This is a genomic window from Nocardiopsis listeri NBRC 13360, assembly GCF_001570765.1.
Lineage (GTDB): Bacteria > Actinomycetota > Actinomycetes > Streptosporangiales > Streptosporangiaceae > Nocardiopsis > Nocardiopsis listeri.
In genome coordinates this window covers 49,448-67,139 of sequence record NZ_BCSH01000025.1, presented here as the reverse complement: position 1 = coordinate 67,139, position 17,692 = coordinate 49,448, and the positions used below count along the sequence as shown (strand labels likewise).

Sequence of the window (17,692 nt, the reverse complement as noted above, 5' to 3'; positions counted from 1 at the left end):
CCTGTGCCGTAGTCGATATGGACCACCTCGGATAGCGTTTGCCGGTCTTTAGCCACACGGTTGTTCGGGGGGCGCCCCTTGTCCGGGGTCATCGTCGGGTTCGGAGTCATCGCCAGTATCGTCGCCATCGGCTACATGCTGGGCCGTATCCCACTCCTGGGGCCCGGGGCTCGGGAGGTCCTCAACCGACTGGCGTTCTACGTGGCCAGCCCGGCGCTGCTGTTCACGATCCTGGCCCGAACGGACCTGTCCGTCCTGCTGTCGCCCCCGGTCCTGGTGAGCGTCCTCAGCGTGGTGGTCGTCGCGGTGCTCTTCCTCGTCGTCGGAGTCATCCGACGATGGGGCGTGGGACGCACGACCGTGGGCACCTTGGGTTCCTCCTACGTCAACGCGGGCAACCTCGGCATTCCGATCTCCGCGTACGTCCTCGGCGACGCCTCCCTCGTCGCCCCCATCCTGCTGTTCCAGCTGTTGGTGTTGGCACCGGTGTCGTTGACCGTGCTGGACCTGGGCAACGGGCGCGTGCGGGGGTTCTGGCCGGTGCTGCGCCGCTCCCTGGGCACCCCGGTGCGCAACCCCGTGGTGATCGCGTCCCTGACCGGCGTGGCGGTGTCGGCGTCCGGTTGGGTGCCGCCGGCGCCGTTGATGGAACCCTTCGACCTGGTCGGTGGGATGGCGGTGCCGTCGATGCTGTTGGCGTTCGGGATCTCCCTGCACGGCAGTGCGATGCCCGGGCGGAGTGGCCCGGACCAGGTGCCGGTGCTGTTGGCGGTGGCGTTGAAGTCGGTGGGACAACCGCTGGCCGCGTGGGCCCTGGGCTCCTTGGTGTTCGGTCTGGAGGGCGCCGCCCTGTTCGCGGTGGTGGTGCTGGCCGCGTTGCCGACCGCGCAGAACGTGTTCAACTACGCGACCCTGTACCGAACGGGTGAGGCGCTCACCCGCGAGGTGGTCCTGATGACCACGGTCCTCACCGTCCCGGTCCTGTTCACCATCACCCTGCTCCTGGGTTGATCCCCAGCGCCGTGTCGGTCGGATCCACTACTCGCTCATCGCCCTGGCCGAACCGGCGTTCGACGAACCGATCGACAAAAACGTCGACCAAAGGTTGGTCAAGGCCCCTGACGGGAACACTGAACGATAGGGTCCGCCCCCACCCCCTTGGGGGACGGGCCCGTCCACGTCTTCGGCGGGCACGGGTACGCGTCGTCCTTCCAGGTGAACGTGAAGGGGCCGACGCACCCACGGTGCGTCGGCCCCTCGCTCTTCGGGGTAGAAGGGTCGGCTCCTTGGTCGTCCCGCCCCTGCGCCGGTGCTTCGGCCCCGGAGTCGAGCGAGCAGGTTGAACGCCGAGCTAGCCCCAGGCCAGGGCGGTCAGCTCCGGGTCCTCCAGTGCCGTGCCGATGTCCCGCAGCACCTTGGAACCCAGCTCTCCGTCGACCAACCTGTGGTCGAAGGAGAGCGACAGGGTGGTGACCTTGCGGATCTTCAGCTCACCCTTGTGCACCCAGGGCATGTCGCGGATCTGACCGAAGGCGAGGATGGCGGCCTCACCCGGGTTGAGGATCGGTGTCCCCGCGTCCACGCCGAACACACCGACGTTGGTGATGGTGATCGTGCCACCGGACATGTCGGCCGGGCTGGTCTTGCCCGCGCGCGCCGTGTCCGTGAGCTCCTTCAGGGACGCCGCCAGTTCCGGGAGGGTCTTGGCGTCGGCGTCCTTGACGTTGGGCACCACCAGTCCACGCTCGGTGGCGGCCGCGATCCCCAGGTTCACGTAGTTCTTCACCACGATCTCCTGGTTCTCCTCGTCCCAGGACGCGTTGACGTCCGGGTGTCGGCGGATGGCCATGAGCAGGGCCTTGGCCACCAACAACAGCGGCGACACCTTGACGTCGGCGAAGTCCGGGCGTTCCCGCAGGCGGGCGACGGCCTTCATCGTCTTGGTGACGTCCACCTGGAGGAACTCGGTGACGTGCGGGGCGGTGAACGCGCTGTTCACCATGGCCGCGGCGGTGTGCTTGCGCACGCCCTTGATCGGCACCCGACGCTCACGCGCGGTGCGGTCCGGCGCGGGCGTGGCCTCCGGCGCCGAGGGCACCCCGGTGGCCGGGGCCTCGGGCGTCTCGACGGCGGTGTGCACGTCCTCGCGGGTGACGACGCCGCCCTTGCCGGTGGGCGTCACCGCCGCCAGGTCCACCCCGAGGTCCTTGGCGAGCTTGCGCACCGGCGGTTTGGCCAATGGGCGGCCCACCGGTCCCGAAGCGGGCGCCGGACCGGCGGGGGCGGCCATCACCCCGGGGGTGCCCGCCGGAGCAGGCTCGCTCAACTGGGGCGGCGGTGCGGACACCGGGGCCGAGGGGGTGGGACGGCGACGGGCGCGACGCTGGGTGGAAGCCGCCCTCTCGCCGTAGCCCACCAGGGGCTTCTCCCGCTCCTCGGTCTCCTCGGCCGCACCATCGGCACCACTGTCGGCGGAACCGGAGGCACCCGTGCCGCCGATTCCGTCGTCCACGGTGATGATGACCGAACCGACCTCGACCGTCTCGCCCTCGGCGGCCATCAGTTCCTTGACCGTCCCGGAGAACGGGCAGGGCAGTTCGACGACGGCCTTGGCCGTCTCGATCTCACAGATCATTTGGCCGTCGGTGACCTTGTCGCCCGGTTGGACGTACCAGGTGAGGAGTTCGGCCTCGATCAGGCCCTCACCGACGTCGGGCAGTTTGAACGCGTTCACGCCGTCGACCGCGGGCGTGCTCTTCTGAATCGCCATGTCTTGCGGTTTCCCCGATCTAGTACGCGAACGCCCGGTCGACCCCGTCCAGGACGCGGTCCAGGTCCGGCAGGTAGTGCTCCTCCAGCCTGGACTGCGGGTAGGGGGTGTCGAACGCGGCCACGCGGATGACCGGCGATTCGAGGTGGTAGAAGCACTCCTCGGTGACGCGCGCGGCGATCTCCGCACCGGGGCCGCCGGTGAGGGTGGCCTCGTGCGCGACCACCAGGCGGCCGGTGCGCTTCACGGACTCGGTGATGGTGGCGTAGTCGACCGGTGCGAGCGAGCGCACGTCGATGACCTCGATCGAGTGCTCCTCGTCGGCCGCGGCGGCCTGCAACGCGGTCTTGACCATCGGCCCGTAGGCGAGCAGCGTGCAGTCGGTGCCGGGGCGGGCGACGCGCGCCGCGCCCATCGGGGTGACCGCGTCGATCGATACGCCGGTGTCGACCTCGGCCTTCTCGTAGTAGCGCCGCTTGGGCTCCAGGAAGATCACCGGGTCGTCGGATCGAACGGCCTGCTGGATCATCCAGTAGGCGTCCTCCGGGTTGGCGACGCTGACCACGCGCAGACCTGCGGTGTGCTGGAAGTAGGCCTCGGGCGACTCGCTGTGGTGCTCGACCGCGCCGATGCCGCCACCGTAGGGGATGCGCATGACGACGGGCATGGCGAGCTTGCCCGCCGAACGGCGACGCATCTTCGCCAACTGGGTGAAGGTCTGGTTGGCGGCGGGGAAGAAGAATCCGTCGAACTGGATCTCCACCACGGGGCGGTAGCCGCGCATCGCCATACCGATGGCGGTGCCGACGATGCCGGACTCGGCCAGCGGGGTGTCGATGACGCGGTCGGCGCCGAAGTCCTTGTGCAGACCGTCGGTGACGCGGAAGACACCGCCCAGGCGACCGACGTCCTCGCCCATGACGAGGACCTTGGGGTCGTGTTCCATCGAGGCGCGCAGCCCCGCGTTGATGGCCTTACCGATCGTGAGGTTGGTTCCCATGGCCTAACGGCCCCCTTCCGCGCCGGCGCCTTCGAACGAGGCCAGGTAGTCGGCGAACTCGGACCGCTGCCGGTCGATGTGGACGTTGGGCTCGGCGTAGACCTCGTCGAAGATCTCCAGCGGCTCGGGGTCGGCCATGGAGCGGCACTGGGTGCGCACCATCTCTCCGACCTTGTCGGCCTCTTCGTCGATCTTCGCGAAGAACGCCTCGTCCGCGAGCTCGTACAGTTCGAGGTGGTTGCGGACCCGCATGATCGGGTCCTTGGCCTTCCACTCGTCGAGCTCGGCCGCGTCCCGGTAACGGGTGGGGTCGTCGTTGGTGGTGTGGGCGCCCATCCGGTAGGTGAACGCCTCGATCAGGGTGGGGCCCTGACCGGTGCGCGCGTTGTCCAGGGCGGCGCGGGTCACGGCCAGGCAGGCGAGGACGTCGTTGCCGTCCACGCGCACACCCGGGAAGCCGAAGCCGGCGGCGCGCTTGTAGATCGGTACGCGGGCCTGACGTTCCAGGGGCTCGGAGATGGCCCACTGGTTGTTCTGGCAGAAGAACACGACCGGGGCGTTGTTCACCGAGGCGAAGTTGAACGCCTCGTTGGTGTCGCCCTGGCTGGTGGCCCCGTCGCCGAAGTAGGAGATGACGGCGGTGCCGTCCTCGCCCACGGCGCCGTCGCGCTGGACGCCCATGGCGTAGCCGGTGGCGTGCAGGGCCTGGCTGCCGATGACGATCGTGTACAGGTGCAGGCCGTACTCGTGCGGGTCCCAACCTCCGTTGGTGACCCCGCGGAACATGCCGAGGAGTTCCTTCGGCTCGATGCCACGGCACCAGGCGACGCCGTGCTCGCGGTAGGAGGGGAAGGCCATGTCCTCGGATCGCAGGGCGCGGCCGGAGCCGATCTGCGCGGCCTCCTGACCCAGGAGAGAGGCCCACAGGCCCAGCTCTCCCTGGCGCTGGAGGGAGACGGCCTCACTGTCGATCCGGCGGACCAGGACCAGGTCACGGTACAGGGCGCGGATCTCCTCCGCGCTGATGTCCAGGGGGTAGTCGGGGTGCTCGGTGAGCTCCCCTTCCGGGGTCAGGAGCTGGATGAGCTCCGGTTCCTCGTGCGCGGCGGTTTGCGGCACGTCGCTCCTCGGGTTCTCGGGGCCGACTTCGCGTGGGTGAACGCTTGCCGACCGTTCAACGGTCCATGCGCGCTCCCAGGGTGTCGGGAGGGTCATGGACAGTCCTGCCCACATCGTGACAGACCTCACCATGGGGTGCGCAAGCCCCCGGCGACACCTTTTACGCGGCGCGACCCATGTTCCCGGATCCGTGACCAGGCCGATTAGCAGGGGTTCCTAGCATCTACAAGGACTCCCAACAACTTTTCGGGCACGCGACCGCAACGGGCCGGACACCCGTGGAGAGGCCACCGGAACCCGCTCCTCAGGTCGCCAGGATCTGTGGAGAGACGGCCTTGAGCATCCCCCGCGCCCAGCGCATCTGACGCACCGAGCGAGGCCGGCACCGCTCGGCGACCGAGAGCAGTTCGGGGTCCGCGACGGCCTGGGCGCCCTGTCCGAGCAGGTCCCAGTCCAGCGCCGCCCCGCCGCTCATCCGGTACAGCCGTCTCAGGTCGGCCAGGAGCGCCATCTCCTTGTCCGAGCCCTCCCCTGGTAGCTCGGGCTGCGCCTCCTCCGAGGGTTCGGGGCTTTCCAGGGCGGCGGGGTCCACACCGTAACGGGGTGCTGCCTCGGCGATCGCGCGCACGTGGTCGCGGGACCACGCCGCCAGGTCCTCGGCCACGTGATGGACCTCCTTCTCCTTCGGATACCGCTCGGCCACCCGCGACAACTCGGTGGCCAAGGTGCTCTCCGAACGATGGAGCTCCCGCAGAGCCGCTCCGATCCTCATCGCGTCCCTCCATCGGTGGGTTCGTCCACGTGCTCCTCCACGGTGTCCGGCTCACCCCGAGTGGCCGGTACCCGTGCGTCGACCGGTGCGGACGCCGTCGTGGTGGGCGCCTGGGACGGGCGCCCGTCGCCCCGACCCAGCGGCCTCAGGCTCGCGGCGGCGGTCTTGAACAGGGGCTGCTTGGACACCGGGTCCCAGTCGTTGACGGTCATCTCGTTGGCGGCCCGGTCCCGTTCGCCGCCCTCGTCGGAGGCGTCGGTGTCCCAGTAGCCGTAGTGGAAGGGGACGAACAGCACCCCGGGACGAATGCCGCTGACGCGGACGCGGGCACGGATCCCGCCGCGCGGCGAACGCACCTGCACCGGGTCCCCCTCGTCGATCCCCGCCGCCCGCGCGTCGGAGGGAGCGATCTCCACCCACACCTCGGGAGCGGCCCGTTGGAGCTCGGGGGCCCGACCCGTCTTGGTGCGCGTGTGGAAGTGGTAGATCGTGCGGCCGGTGATCAGCGTGAAGGGGTACTCCTCGCCGGGTTCCTCGTGCGGGGGCACGTACTCCACGGCCTTGATCATCGCCCGGCCCTCGGGGTTGGTCGAGCGGTACTCGGCCTCCTCCGAGGGCGCCCCCGTGACGAGGTCCTTGCCGAAGCTCTCGCACTCCTCGGGGCTCGCCCAGAACCGGCCGTCCGCGTAGAGCCGCTCGGTGCCCTGCGGATGTTCCTCGTTACAGGGCCACTGGATGCCACCGACGCGGCGCAGGTGGTCGTAGGTGATCCCGGAGTAGTCGCAGGGGCGGCCCACACCGGCCCGCTTCCACGCCTCGAAGGCCGATTCGGGATCGTGCCACTGCGGGAAGGGCCGCCCATCGTCGTCGCGGAAGTCCATGCGTCGCGCGTAGTCGAGGAAGATGTCCAGGTCCGGCCGCGCCTCGCCCGGTGGCTCCACGGCCTTCTCCGACAGGTGCACGGTGCGGTCGCTGTTGGTGAACGTGCCCGTCTTCTCGCCCCAGGTCGCCGCGGGCAGCACCACGTCGGCGAGCTCGGCCGTCTCGGTCATGAACACGTCCTGCACCACCAGGAACAAGCCCTGGCTCGCGAGGAGTTCTCGGATCCGGCCCAGTTCGGGCAGGGAGACCGCCGGGTTGGTCGCGCTGACCCACAGGAAGCGGATCGAACCCTTCTCGGCGTAGCGCATGATCTGCATGGCGTGCGTGGGCGGGGCGTAGTGCGGGATCCGCATCGGATCCAGGTTCCAGACCTGGGCCAGGTCGGCGATGTGCCGGTCGTTGTTCCAGTTGCGAAAGCCCGTCAGGTCACCGTCGGCGCCGCACTCGCGGGTGTTCTCGGCGGTCGGTTGACCGTTCATCTGGAGCACGCCCGCGCCGGGCCGGCCCAGCATGCCCCGCAGCAAGTGCACGTTGTTGACCTGTACGGACGCCGCCGTGGCCTGGTTCGACTGGTAGAAGCCCTGGAGCACGGTGGACAGCAGTCGCTTGGCCCCGCCCAACAGCGCGGCGGCCTCTCGGATCTGTTCGGCGGGCACTTCACAGATCCTGGCGGCGCGTTCGGGCGGGTAGGCGTCCGTCGTCTCGACCAAGGCCTCATAGCCGACGGTGTGCGCCTCGACGTAGGCGTGGTCGACCCGGTCGGTGCGGATGAGTTCGTGCAGGATCGCGTTCATCAGGGCCACGTTGGTGCCCGGTCGCGGTGCCAGGTGCAGCGTCGCCTCCCTGGCCACGGGTGTGGGCCGGGGGTCCACGCACAGCAGCCGGGGCGGGTTCGGTCCGGCCAGGCGATCGAGGATCCGGGACCACGACACCGCCTGGGTCTCGGCCATGTTGTGGCCGTACAGGGCGATGACGTCGGCGTGGTCGATGTCGCCGTAGGAGCCCGGTTGTCCGTCGCAGCCGAACGACTCCTTCAGCGCGGCGGCGGCCGTGGCCGTGCACAGACGGGTGTTGCCGTCCATGTGGTTGGTGCCGATGGCGCCGTGACCGATGGCCGCGAGCGTGTAGTACTCCTCCAGGAACAGTTGGCCGCTGGTGTAGAACCCCAGGGCGCTGGCCCCCTGCTCGTCGAGCAGTTCCCGGCTGCGCCGGACCACGAGGTCCATCGCGGTGTCCCAGTCGGTCTCGACCAGTTCGCCGTCCCGGCGCACGAGGGGCCGCGTGAGCCGGTCGGCCGAGTGACCGGACTGCCAGCCGTAGAGGTCCTTGGGGTCCAGGCGCCCCCGGTTGACCCGGTCCTCGCCGTGCCCGCGCACCCCCACGATCCGGCCGTCCTTGACCGCGATGTCCATCGCGTCGCCGTTGGAGTGCAGGATCGACGCGGTTCGCACCCAACGGTCCACGTCCTCGGGGTCCACCCCCTCGGCGAGGTGGCGGTCGACCCGCACGGGCCACTGTTCTCCCGGGCCGTAGGGGGTCCGTGTGCCCCACGGCTCGGCGATCGGATCCCTGGACGGCACGGGTGACCACCCCTCTCGTCGAGACGCGGTTCGGACCGGGCCGGTACCGAACCGGTGCCACCACGGCTACCCGAATGCCCTCCCGCGCACACCCCGGTACCGGAAAGACCACGGGTCCTTCACCGGACCCGCGCGAACCGATCACGGACGGCCGGAGCGCCCCACCCACTGGAGCACCGTGAGCGCACCGAACGCCGAAGCGCCATCACCCGTTCACCTGATCGAACAGCCCATGGGAGCCGGCCACGAACCCTCTTGCCTTAAGAAGTTCCGCATCGGGCACACGACCGTGGGCACCACCGCCTTCGATCGCCGGAATCGGGTCCCAGCGAGCCGGCACAAGCGGCCAAGAAGCAAGAGCAAGAAGCAGGCAAAGATGCGCGAATCACTTGCGTTTGCTTCGGTTGTTGCGGATACTGCGAATGGATATCGGGTACCCATCCCTAGAACGATTGAGGAGGGACCATGGCCGTGTTGTCCTCACATCCTGACAACGAGCAGGTCGAAGCAGCCGAGAGCGCGTTGCCCCGTATCCGCCGCTACCTGAACGAGCACCACGAAGCACTGACCCCGGTCCCGGTGATCGTCGAAGAGAACCAGGAGGAGTTGCTGCTCCCACGAGCCGCCATCGAGCTCTTGGTCGGCGTGCTCACCCACATGGCGGCCGGACGCGGGGTCTCGATCGTTCCCGAGCACGCAGAACTGACGACTCAGCAGGCGGCGGACATGCTCAACGTCTCTCGTCCTCACCTGATCGGTCTGCTGCAAGCCGAGGAGATCGAGTACCGCAAGGTCGGCACACATCGCCGAGTGAGGGCCGCTTCTCTCATGGAGTACATGCGCAGAGACGACCAGCGCCGCCGTGAGGCCGCCGACGAACTGTCCGCGATGAATCAGGAACTGGGCCTGGACTGAAGATGCCCTTCGTCGTCATCTACGATGCGAACGTCCTTTACCCCAGCACCCTCCGGGACCTGCTCATCAGGGTGGCCCAGGCAGGACTCGTCCAAGCGAGATGGACCCATAAGATCCTGGACGAGACCTTCCACAACCTCGAAAGGAACCGCCCCGACCTGTCGCCCGAGGCGCTTCGACGCACGAGGGAACTCATGATCTGCGCGGTTCGAGACTGCCTCGTCACGGGATACGAACCACTGATCGATACTCTGGACCTTCCCGATCTCGATGACAGACACGTGCTCGCCGCAGCCATTCGGGCGCGGGCTCAGGTGATCGTCACGGAGAACCTGACCGACTTTCCCTCCTCCGTACTGTCGAGGTGGGACATCGAAGCCAAGAGCCCGGACGACTTCATCCTCGACCAGATCCATTTGGACAGAAAGGTCGTCTGGTCCTGCGCCCAGCAGATCGCCGACTCTTGGCGTAGGCCTCCTGGCACGGTCTCGGACGTGTTCACCCGTCTACAGCGCAGTGGTCTGCATCAGTCGGTCGCCGAGTTGCAGTCCGAGTGATGGACCTGAGCAGAGGCCGCACCGGGGCCTGCGCCCCGGTGCGGCCTGTTCTTGTGGGTCCTGTTCCCGGTGAGGACGCGGAATCGGGAGCGGGTGAGCGGGTTCTGTGTCCGCTTCGGGTTCACGGGGCCGGATTCGCGTGGGTGAACGCCGGTTGACCTTGGCCCCGGCCGGGCTCCGATCCACCTACCTCTCCGCTCGCCGGTCAGAACCGGAACCCGAAGAGCCCACCGGTCTCGGAGTCGTCCAGCCTCGGCGCGATGACGTACGGCGTGGCGTCGAACCCCATTCGCTCCGCCTTGGCCAGATCATCGGAGTTCATGGTGACGATGTACTGCATGCCCTCTTCACGGGTGACCGTGGCGGCCAGCTCCAACGCTCGGGCCACTTGCCGTTCGTCCACCCCGTCGTAGATCTTGCTGTCGTGCACGAGGAAGTCGGGCCCTCGTCCGGCCCGGTGCGCGATCACGGCCCAGGTCAGATCGAAGCAGAACATCTTCATGTTGGAGATACCGGTGCTGTCGTCGGCTTCGAGCTTGAGCTCGATCTCCAGGTGACTGCGCCTGGCTTGAAAGGTCAAAAACGGTGCACGGGCGTCGCCGTACAGGTACTCGGCGAATCGGTTGAACAACAGGCTCGCCTGTTGCTCCTGCTCTTCCCTGGCCTCGATGTCGCTCTGAACCTCGTCCTCCAGGGCGGCCTTCTCCTGGTCGAGTTGCCGGCGACTCTGTTCCAGCGTTCTCGCGGCGTTGAGCCTGCTCTGGAGGTACTCCCGTTGCGCCTCCTCCTTGGCGAGCGCCCCCTGCATCACCGTCAGGGTGTCCAGTGCTCCGCCCTCGTTCAAGGTGCGCAGAAGCGCGGCCTGCCTCTCGCCGAGAGCTTCACGTTCCCTCTCACTCGAAGCGAGCTTCTCCCGCAGGTCGGCGGCTTCCTCGTCCAGGTATCGTCGCCGGTTGCGTACGACCGCTCGATGGAACTCCTCCACCTGGTCGAACCTGGCCCGCACCTGGTCCCCAAGGAGCACCCCCATCTCCTGGTAGGCGCCTTCGAGGTAGTCATGACCGGGGTCTCCGGCCTCCTCGATGGAACGTTCGATGTCCGCGAGGTTCCTTCGCCCGATCACGTCCGTCTCGCGCAACCGACGGATACGAGCATTCACCCGCTCCGCTTCTCGGCGGATCTCCTCGTACTCCGGAACGACCTGGAAGCCGGAGATCTGTGCCTTGAGATCGGCGATACGACGCTCGATGACGATGAGTTGACCGCGCAGGTCGCCGGGCTTGCCGACGATGTCCTTCCACACCGGATCGTTGGTGGCCTGCGCGAGTTTCCCTCGGGTCTGTTCCCTCTCGGAGAGTTCGCCGTAGCGAGCGGCCAACGCCCAGTCCATGCCCAGCAGATAGCACAGGTTCGCGGTGGCCAAGTGCCGGGAGGTCTGCGGGTTGGGTTTGAGAGTGTCGGCGAAACCGTTCTTCTCGGTTCTGCGCAGGTAGAAGCCGAGGAGGATTCTGCCGCTCAAGGTCTTGCCGGAGTCCCTGATCCCGAACAGGCCTCGTTCAAGAGCGTTCCTCCACTCCTTCGTCCCGGCCTCTCCAGCTCTTTGGAAGAGCACCTCGGGATCGTGACCGAGGATGTCCGGGTCGAGGTGGACCTTCCTCGGGTCACCACCGGAGCGGCGAACACTGAGTCGGCCCACGGGTTCGGACCAGTCCAGGATGAGCTCGAACGTGGTTTCCTTGTTCTCCCCACGAGTGACCAGCGGCGTCTTGTCCGCCCCCAGCAGGAAGTGGAGCAGTTCCACCATGCTGGTCTTACCGACCGCGTTGCGGCTCTGGTCATCGGTGGAAGCGGTGGTTCGGTCCGCGACCAAGAGGTTGAGTCCGGGGCGGAAGGAGATCGCGCGGAACCGGGGATCACTCGCCTTCAGTTCACGTAGCATCCGAGACCTTTCCGAAGACGAGGACGTCCTCACGCAACTCCACCGTTCCCAGGGCGTAGAGAACGTCGAGAGCCAGGACGAACCACCAGAACGGCACGGGAGCGTTGTGGTCGTGGTCGGAGCGCCACTTCTGGAGCCGACGCCACGCCTGGTCGACGGTGATGCTCTGACGTTCACTCGCCATCAGGATCTGGGCGCCCACGGTCAACAACGCCTGTTGCGGCGCGATGTCCCTGGTCGGTGCGATCACGTCGGTCCCCCTTGAAGGGTCGGCCCGAGGTCGAGCGGAGAACGTTGACTCAGGAACCGTTGGCCACTCTGAGCCTGAGCCGTTCCGCGAATTCCGGCGCCCCTGCCTTGTTCAAGACACCGGCGAGATCTTCCGGGGTCTGGGGTGGGCGGCGCTTCTCGGCAGCCATGCGCACTACCGTCCTCGTGATCTCCTCCGGCAGTTCCTCGAACAACTCGCAGAGGTAGGTGTCGGGATCGGTGACTCTCAACCCGAGCTCGGCCAAAGAGGCCTGTGGGAAGTCGGCCAGGTTCCAGGTGAGGATGACGCGCGCCCGCCCCACCAAGGCCGCCGCCATGTGGTGACGGTCATCCGGATCTTCGCCCGGCATGGTCGAAGTCAGGTGTGCGTACTCCTGCTCGGGTACACGGCCTTCGGGAAAGTACTCCCTGATCGCGCAGGTGATCGCTTCCGCCGAAGCGGGTGAGCGTCGCTGCTCGCGCACGATGACTCGCTGCCATTCCGCCAGGAGTCTCTCCGTCCAGATGATCTCGTGGACCATGTCCTCGGTCAGGGCCAAGAGCAGGTCCATGATCGAGAAGGGGAAGAGCACATTGGTGTCGGCGAACACACGCGGCATGCGTGACCTGTCATTCAGTACGGGAGATCGGCGGACTCGACTGCGTCAACGATCTTCCGTCTCCCTTCCCTGCGCCTCTCCCGCTTGGCCTGAAACTCCAGAACGTCTTCCAACCGGACCACACGATGGCGGCTACCGGGCAGGTGCTTCGACGGGATGGTTCCCTCGTCCAGCAGGCGAACGATGAACGGTCGCGACAGGCCCAGCATCTTCGCGGTTTCCGCAGGGGTCAGTGTGGTCTCGGAGGGCAACAGGCGGACCGCGTGTCCGACCGAGATCTCACCGGCCAGGGCGAGCAGGGCCTTGACCAACGCGTCGGGAAGCGCGAACTCGCTCCCGTCGGGGAGCTTCAGGGTCAACCGCGATTCCTCGCCGACCCCTTGAAGGAGTTCCCGGGCGGCGGCGCGGTCATCGGCGTCGGGCTCGATTCTGGGTGCGTCACTGAGCAGGCCGGCTCGGGCCATCATGTCCTCCCCGTCACAGCATCTGAAATAAGTGTAACCGATACTCGCCGGGTGTGCAGGTGGGAAGCACAGCCGCACCGGCCCGCACTGCCGGTGCGGCCTTGGGGCGGGACCGGTTGGGTCAGCTCAGGAGGGTGATCAGGGGTTGGGTGGCGGCGCCGGGCGGCGCGGCCGGTCCGATCGGCGCGGGAACGGTGGGCGCGGGACCTGTTCCCGTCGGAGTACGGGATCGATAGCGGGCTGGCGGCTTCGGCTTCCTCATCGGAACCCGCTTACTCCCCGAACACCGACCACGAGAGAGCCGGACCCTTCGATCGCACGGGGCCCCTGATGCGTACAGTGGCCATGCATACGCCCTTGCCACCTCAGGAACCAAGGCCCCCAAGCGGAGGCGCCATGCAGCCCTCAGGCCCCAACGATGACTCTGCCGCCTACGTGAAGGCCCGGCCTCCCGGTGCTACCGACCCTTGGAGTGCACAGGGCCGCCGCGCCACTCAGCACCTGCTGGAAGTGCGAGAAATCGACGCTCCCACTGAGGTCGCCGAAGCCCTCGGGGCGCAACGGGTGGTGGTGCGTCGCAGGTTGATGCTCTTCGACGATATCCCCGTCGAACTCACGGACTCCTACTATCCCCTGGCCGTGGCCTCGGGCACGGCTCTGGCACAGGAGCGCAAGGTGCGGGGCGGCGCGCCCACCCTGCTGGCCGGCCTCGGGTACGTGGCACACGAGGTCTTTGAAGACGTGTCCGCACGCCCCGTAAGTGAGGCGGAAGCGAACACTTTGGCTCTCCCCGCCGACAGCCCCGCCCTCGTACTCGTCCGAGTCACTCGGGACGACAAGGGCCGTCCTTTCGAGATGTCCCACATGGTCATGCGTCCTGAGGGGCGCCACCTTCGTTACCGCTGGATTGTCGAGTAGAGATGGCACGCAACGAAGACACCCGACCCAGACACCAGCAGATCGCCGCAGAGCTACGCGCCGCGATCATGTCCGGTGATCTACCGCCCGGGAAACGTCTGCCCACCACCCAACAGCTCATGACCCGCTACGAGGTCACCGGTCAGACCGTGCAGCGCACGCTCCAGGTACTCAAGACAGAGGGGTTCGTCTTCGGGAAACCAGGCGTCGGGGTGTTCGTCCGAACCGAGTCACCCCTGGGTATCCAGGTCTCCTCCTACCTCGGGCCACCAGAACAGGGTGGGACTCACCCGTGGTTGGGCCGCGCCAGGGAACGAGGCCAGAAGGGTTCGACGACTCTCCTGCGAGTCGACCGGGTCGATCCACCTGCCCAGATCACGGAAGCCCTCGCACTGGAACCCGGCGAAAGCGTCCTGCTCCGCCACCAACTGCTGTTCTTGGACGGTGAGCCGGCCGAACTCGTCTGGAACTACTACCCACTGAGCATCGCCGAAGGCACCCCTTTGGAACGTAGGGCCCGCATACGTGGTGGGTCTCCGGCTCTACTCACCGAACTAGGCTTCCCTCCACGGGAGCACATCGATCGTGTGTCGGTCCGTCTCTCGACCACCGAGGAGTTCGAGGCGCTGGAACTACCTGAGGACGTTCCGGTCCTGAGGACCTTGCGCACCGTCTACTCCGATGAGGGCCGCCCCGTGGAGGTCTGTGTACTGGTCAAGGCCGGTCACCGATTCGAGTTGGTGTACCGCAACGACGTCCCCTGACCCCGGACCCTCCCTGAACGGACCTTTCCACGACCGCACAACCTTGATGGTTTACGTAGCAAGGTAGATAGGTAGAACCCTTCTGGGACGACCCCCTATCCCAGGAGCCGCGCTGTATTGGAAGACTTCGAACGCACGAGGATCAGCGACTACTTCGCCCAGACGATCACGGGTACCGCATCTGAGAGCAAACCCGGTTCCGTGGCGATCACCCACCTTCTGCCCGAACGCCCGATCTTCCTGGAGGCGCTCGCACGCATCACCGAACTGCGTGCCGTACTTCCCAAGCCCAAGAGCATCGACATCTCGGCCCGTGATGAAGTGAGCGAGCGTTGGCACTGTGACCGGTTGGATCGCATGGCGTTCGTTTCACCCGACAAGGCTCTCGCCTATCTCGAATCCAGGGCTCCAGGTGAGCAGCTGGTCCTGCTCGACGTGGGCGGATACTTCGCACCGGCGCTTCCCCAACTGTGCGACCGATTCTCTGGACGCATCCTGGGGGTGGTGGAGGACACCGAGAACGGACACCGGCGTTACCTGGAGCATGACAAGCCACCATGCCCGATCTACAGTGTCGCCCGTTCTCCGCTCAAGACCCCGGAAGACTTCCTCGTGGGACAGTCCGTGGTCTTCTCGACCGAAGCCCTGATCCGCTCACGCGGCGACATCCTCTACGGCCGTGGAGCGACCGTCATCGGTTTCGGCAAGCTGGGTTCTTCGGTCGCGCACATGCTGCACGCGCGCAACGTCAGGGTGACCGTCTACGACAGCGACCCGATCAAGCTCACCCACGCCCTTTCTCAGGGTTTTCACACCGCTCCCACTCTGCACGAGGCCTTGCGGGGAGCAGGAATCGTGATCGGCGCGACCGGCAACCTCGCTCTGCGGCGCTCGGATTTCGAACGCATCCCCAACGGTGCCTACATCGCTTCGGTGACCTCCTCCGATGACGAGATGGAACTCGCCGCGATCCAAGCCGCCTACACACGGGAGGAGACGGGCCCAAGCGTCGTCCGCTATTCCCGAACCGGTCACTACTTCTACGTTCTCAACGATGGCAACGCGGTGAACTTCCTACACGGTGCCAGCGTGGGGACGTTCATCTTCCTGGTCCAGGCCGAGATCCTGGCGGCGGTGGCCCTCCTGGCCGAGCACGAACATGAGGCGGGCCACCACGAACTTCCCTCGAACCTGCGCGAATCGATTGCGGCCGACTGGCTCGCCCACTTCACTGGAGCACTGTGAGCATTCCGAACTCCCACACCCGAAGCGTCTTGACCCACTACCTGGACCGGTTCCCGGAAGAGGCCGAGAGCACCCACCTGCTGGAACAGGCCCTGGAAGACGACCACGAACTCTCCTCCCGTAAGGAGTTCCGCATAGGACACGCGACAGCGGGCGCGGTCGTCCTCGGACCGCAGGGCCGGGTCCTGCTGATCCACCACAACGCACTGCGCACCTGGTTGTTGCCCGGTGGCCACCTGGAACCGGAAGACGGTGATCTTCAGGAAGCGGCGCTGCGCGAGCTGACCGAGGAGACCGGACTGGCCCCGGAGAAGGTCACGGCCGTCGACGCACTCATCCCCTTGGACCTGGACATCCACCGAATCCCGGAGAACCCGGCCAAGGGCGAACCCGAACACTGGCACTTCGACTTCCGCTACCTGTACCGGACCGAGGAGACCGAGGTCCGTCTTCAGGCCGAGGAGGTCGGTGACCACGCCTGGCGCTCACCGGCCGATCTGCCCTCCGAACGTCTGACCGCGAAGGTGGCCCCGCACCTGGCCGCGCTCTGACCGGTCCCACCCTGGCCGCACCGAGCCCCGTGTGCCCGGTGCGGCCTGGTCGTGTGGGTGTGGTGGGTCAGCTCAGGAGGGTGATCAGGGGTTGGGCGGCGGCGCCGGCCAGTGCGGCCAGGGCGTAGCCGGTGACGAGGTGGCCGATGCGGCGGCGGGGTTTGCGGTGGCTCGCCGGGCGACGGGGCCGGTCGGACCTGCGCGGCAGTGGCGGAGGAGGTGCCTGTTCTCGGCGAGGGCGCGGGATCGAGAGCGGGCGGGCAGGTTCGGTTTCCTCCTCAGGTTCCCGGACCGGTTCCGGGGCCGGTGTGGGCGCGGGGGCTGGGTTCGGCTCGGGGGTTCGGTCGGGTGCCTGGTCGTGCCACCACGGGAGTGGTTGGGGCCGGTCGGGTTCTTCGGCCCGGCGAGCGGCGGCGAGGCGCATCCATTCAGGCAGGTCACCACGTTCGAGCCGGCGTCGGAGTCCGGGAGTGTCGGGCATCTGGGCCAGGAGAGCGCGCTCCCTGGGGGTACGACCCAGCGAGACCAACGGCGGGAGCCGATCAGGGGCCGGTTCGTGCCTCTGGTGGGGGGTGGTGCTCGGAGCCGGTCGGGTTCCGGCGCGGTGTGGGGTGTGGTTGAACCGGTGGCCTCGTGGTGCGTCCAGGACCCGGCGCAGGTCCATGGGGATGGTCGCGTTGCTCATCGCCCACCCCCGCAAAGGCAAACGGTCGTGGTCGTAGCGGTGGGGGTGGGGTAGGTGAACTCCGCCCACAGCACGGTGCCGAGCACGGCGGGCAGGGCGGGGTCGGCCCACCGCTGGGTGCCCCACTCGCTCGCGAGTTGGTGGATGAGCAGCAGGCCCCGCCCGGACTCGGCCTCTTCCCATTCCTCGATGGAGCTTCGGACCGGCGGGCACACCGGGCGGGCGTCCAGGGGGCCGTCGTCGATGACCGACAACCGCAGGGTGGTCTCGCGGCCCATGACGATGGGGGTGGAGAGCAACCGGACCACCGTGCCGCCGGGCCGCTGGGAGCGGGAGTGGGTGACGGCGTTGGCAAAGGCCTCGCCGGCGCACAGCTCGATGTCCTCGCGCAACTCGCGGGGGACCCCGGCGAGGGCTTGCAGGTCAGAGCGCAGTTCCGCCCGGAAGCGGGTGCAGGTGGAGCGGGTTCCGGGGTAGTGGCGGGCCTGCCAGCGCCGGCCCGGGTAGGCGGGCGTGGGGTTTTCAGGGACAATGGTCATGTCGGCAACTCCTGGTTAGAGGGCTGGTTGTCGGCCTGGCTCTGGCGGGTGTCATCAGCACCTGCCAGAGCCTTTTTCATGCGCGGAAGCGGTCTCCAGCTCCACTGGCTCTATGGTGATACA

The 17,692-nt window shown here is 67.4% G+C and carries 18 protein-coding genes; 7 read left to right on the top strand and 11 right to left on the bottom strand.

Features of this window, described 5'->3' with window-relative positions; translation table 11 throughout:
• Positions 1 to 78 precede the first annotated feature (78 nt).
• The gene (locus tag NLI01S_RS09235; protein ID WP_067602388.1) at positions 79 to 1,011 is read left to right on the top strand and encodes an AEC family transporter; all 933 of its coding nucleotides are present in this window, start codon (positions 79 to 81) and stop codon (positions 1,009 to 1,011) included.
• Positions 1,012 to 1,351: 340 nt separating this feature from the next.
• On the opposite strand, the gene NLI01S_RS09230 is transcribed toward NLI01S_RS09235, so the two are convergent.
• The 5 genes from NLI01S_RS09230 to NLI01S_RS09210 form a co-directional block, all read right to left on the bottom strand.
• Positions 1,352 to 2,770 (bottom strand): dihydrolipoamide acetyltransferase family protein, encoded by a 1,419-nt coding sequence (locus NLI01S_RS09230; RefSeq protein ID WP_067602309.1) that lies wholly within the window; start codon positions 2,768 to 2,770, stop codon positions 1,352 to 1,354.
• 19 nt (positions 2,771 to 2,789) lie between these two features.
• Positions 2,790 to 3,770: an alpha-ketoacid dehydrogenase subunit beta gene (locus NLI01S_RS09225; protein WP_067602306.1), complete on the bottom strand. Its 981-nt coding sequence runs from the start codon at positions 3,768 to 3,770 to the stop codon at positions 2,790 to 2,792.
• Between the two features lie 3 nt (positions 3,771 to 3,773).
• Entirely contained in the window at positions 3,774 to 4,889 is a 1,116-nt protein-coding gene (gene pdhA / locus NLI01S_RS09220) for a pyruvate dehydrogenase (acetyl-transferring) E1 component subunit alpha (protein WP_067602303.1), read from the bottom strand.
• 304 nt (positions 4,890 to 5,193) lie between these two features.
• The gene (locus tag NLI01S_RS09215; RefSeq protein ID WP_067602300.1) at positions 5,194 to 5,661 is read right to left on the bottom strand and encodes a hypothetical protein; all 468 of its coding nucleotides are present in this window, start codon (positions 5,659 to 5,661) and stop codon (positions 5,194 to 5,196) included.
• Positions 5,658 to 8,123 (bottom strand): molybdopterin oxidoreductase family protein, encoded by a 2,466-nt coding sequence (locus tag NLI01S_RS09210; RefSeq protein WP_067602297.1) that lies wholly within the window; start codon positions 8,121 to 8,123, stop codon positions 5,658 to 5,660. The genes NLI01S_RS09215 and NLI01S_RS09210 overlap by 4 nt, the downstream gene beginning before the upstream one ends.
• Before the next feature lie 465 nt (positions 8,124 to 8,588).
• On the opposite strand from NLI01S_RS09210, the gene NLI01S_RS09205 reads away from it, so the two are divergent.
• Together NLI01S_RS09205 and NLI01S_RS09200 are read left to right on the top strand one after the other, a co-directional pair.
• On the top strand, positions 8,589 to 9,038 hold the full coding sequence (locus NLI01S_RS09205) for a helix-turn-helix domain-containing protein (protein ID WP_067602294.1): 450 nt from the start codon (positions 8,589 to 8,591) through the stop codon (positions 9,036 to 9,038).
• 2 nt (positions 9,039 to 9,040) lie between these two features.
• Complete coding sequence (locus NLI01S_RS09200; RefSeq protein WP_067602291.1) at positions 9,041 to 9,595, top strand: PIN domain-containing protein; 555 nt, start codon at positions 9,041 to 9,043, stop codon at positions 9,593 to 9,595.
• Between the two features lie 205 nt (positions 9,596 to 9,800).
• On the opposite strand, the gene NLI01S_RS09195 is transcribed toward NLI01S_RS09200, so the two are convergent.
• The 4 genes from NLI01S_RS09195 to NLI01S_RS09180 are packed head-to-tail and all read right to left on the bottom strand — an operon-like array spanning position 9,801 to position 12,867.
• A complete protein-coding gene (locus NLI01S_RS09195; RefSeq protein ID WP_067602287.1) occupies positions 9,801 to 11,534 on the bottom strand; it encodes an ABC-three component system protein in 1,734 nt (577 codons plus the stop codon).
• Positions 11,524 to 11,784 (bottom strand): ABC-three component system middle component 6, encoded by a 261-nt coding sequence (locus tag NLI01S_RS09190; protein WP_067602284.1) that lies wholly within the window; start codon positions 11,782 to 11,784, stop codon positions 11,524 to 11,526. The genes NLI01S_RS09195 and NLI01S_RS09190 overlap by 11 nt, the downstream gene beginning before the upstream one ends.
• 49 nt (positions 11,785 to 11,833) lie before the next feature.
• A complete protein-coding gene (locus NLI01S_RS09185; protein ID WP_067602281.1) occupies positions 11,834 to 12,403 on the bottom strand; it encodes a PIN domain-containing protein in 570 nt (189 codons plus the stop codon).
• A 14-nt stretch (positions 12,404 to 12,417) separates the two neighbouring features.
• Positions 12,418 to 12,867, bottom strand: coding sequence for a helix-turn-helix domain-containing protein (locus tag NLI01S_RS09180; RefSeq protein ID WP_067602386.1), 450 nt, complete (start codon positions 12,865 to 12,867; stop codon positions 12,418 to 12,420).
• Positions 12,868 to 13,197: 330 nt separating this feature from the next.
• Here NLI01S_RS09180 and NLI01S_RS09175 point away from each other — a divergent pair, with 330 nt between their 5' ends.
• The 4 genes from NLI01S_RS09175 (at position 13,198) to NLI01S_RS09160 (ending at position 16,345) form a co-directional block, all read left to right on the top strand.
• Positions 13,198 to 13,785 (top strand): GntR family transcriptional regulator, encoded by a 588-nt coding sequence (locus NLI01S_RS09175; protein WP_307600946.1) that lies wholly within the window; start codon positions 13,198 to 13,200, stop codon positions 13,783 to 13,785.
• Positions 13,786 to 13,787: 2 nt separating this feature from the next.
• Complete coding sequence (locus NLI01S_RS09170) at positions 13,788 to 14,549, top strand: GntR family transcriptional regulator (protein ID WP_067602277.1); 762 nt, start codon at positions 13,788 to 13,790, stop codon at positions 14,547 to 14,549.
• Between the two features lie 117 nt (positions 14,550 to 14,666).
• A complete protein-coding gene (locus tag NLI01S_RS09165) occupies positions 14,667 to 15,794 on the top strand; it encodes an adenosylhomocysteinase (RefSeq protein ID WP_067602275.1) in 1,128 nt (375 codons plus the stop codon).
• A complete protein-coding gene (locus NLI01S_RS09160) occupies positions 15,791 to 16,345 on the top strand; it encodes an NUDIX hydrolase (protein ID WP_067602273.1) in 555 nt (184 codons plus the stop codon). The genes NLI01S_RS09165 and NLI01S_RS09160 overlap by 4 nt, the downstream gene beginning before the upstream one ends.
• A gap of 67 nt (positions 16,346 to 16,412) precedes the next feature.
• On the opposite strand, the gene NLI01S_RS09155 is transcribed toward NLI01S_RS09160, so the two are convergent.
• Positions 16,413 to 17,030: a hypothetical protein gene (locus NLI01S_RS09155; protein ID WP_067602271.1), complete on the bottom strand. Its 618-nt coding sequence runs from the start codon at positions 17,028 to 17,030 to the stop codon at positions 16,413 to 16,415.
• Positions 17,027 to 17,569: an ATP-binding protein gene (locus tag NLI01S_RS09150; protein ID WP_067602269.1), complete on the bottom strand. Its 543-nt coding sequence runs from the start codon at positions 17,567 to 17,569 to the stop codon at positions 17,027 to 17,029. The genes NLI01S_RS09155 and NLI01S_RS09150 overlap by 4 nt, the downstream gene beginning before the upstream one ends.
• Between the last annotated feature and the right edge of the window lie 123 nt (positions 17,570 to 17,692).

Coding starts and splice junctions, on each gene's coding strand:
- NLI01S_RS09230 (WP_067602309.1), bottom strand. CDS start 2,770: ATGGCGATTCAGAAGAGCACGCCCGCGGTCGACGGCGTGAACGCGTTC.
- NLI01S_RS09225 (WP_067602306.1), bottom strand. CDS start 3,770: ATGGGAACCAACCTCACGATCGGTAAGGCCATCAACGCGGGGCTGCGC.
- NLI01S_RS09215 (WP_067602300.1), bottom strand. CDS start 5,661: ATGAGGATCGGAGCGGCTCTGCGGGAGCTCCATCGTTCGGAGAGCACC.
- NLI01S_RS09205 (WP_067602294.1), top strand. CDS start 8,589: ATGGCCGTGTTGTCCTCACATCCTGACAACGAGCAGGTCGAAGCAGCC.
- NLI01S_RS09200 (WP_067602291.1), top strand. CDS start 9,041: ATGCCCTTCGTCGTCATCTACGATGCGAACGTCCTTTACCCCAGCACC.
- NLI01S_RS09195 (WP_067602287.1), bottom strand. CDS start 11,534: ATGCTACGTGAACTGAAGGCGAGTGATCCCCGGTTCCGCGCGATCTCC.
- NLI01S_RS09185 (WP_067602281.1), bottom strand. CDS start 12,403: ATGCCGCGTGTGTTCGCCGACACCAATGTGCTCTTCCCCTTCTCGATC.
- NLI01S_RS09180 (WP_067602386.1), bottom strand. CDS start 12,867: ATGGCCCGAGCCGGCCTGCTCAGTGACGCACCCAGAATCGAGCCCGAC.
- NLI01S_RS09175 (WP_307600946.1), top strand. CDS start 13,198: ATGCGTACAGTGGCCATGCATACGCCCTTGCCACCTCAGGAACCAAGG.
- NLI01S_RS09170 (WP_067602277.1), top strand. CDS start 13,788: ATGGCACGCAACGAAGACACCCGACCCAGACACCAGCAGATCGCCGCA.
- NLI01S_RS09155 (WP_067602271.1), bottom strand. CDS start 17,030: ATGAGCAACGCGACCATCCCCATGGACCTGCGCCGGGTCCTGGACGCA.
- NLI01S_RS09150 (WP_067602269.1), bottom strand. CDS start 17,569: ATGACCATTGTCCCTGAAAACCCCACGCCCGCCTACCCGGGCCGGCGC.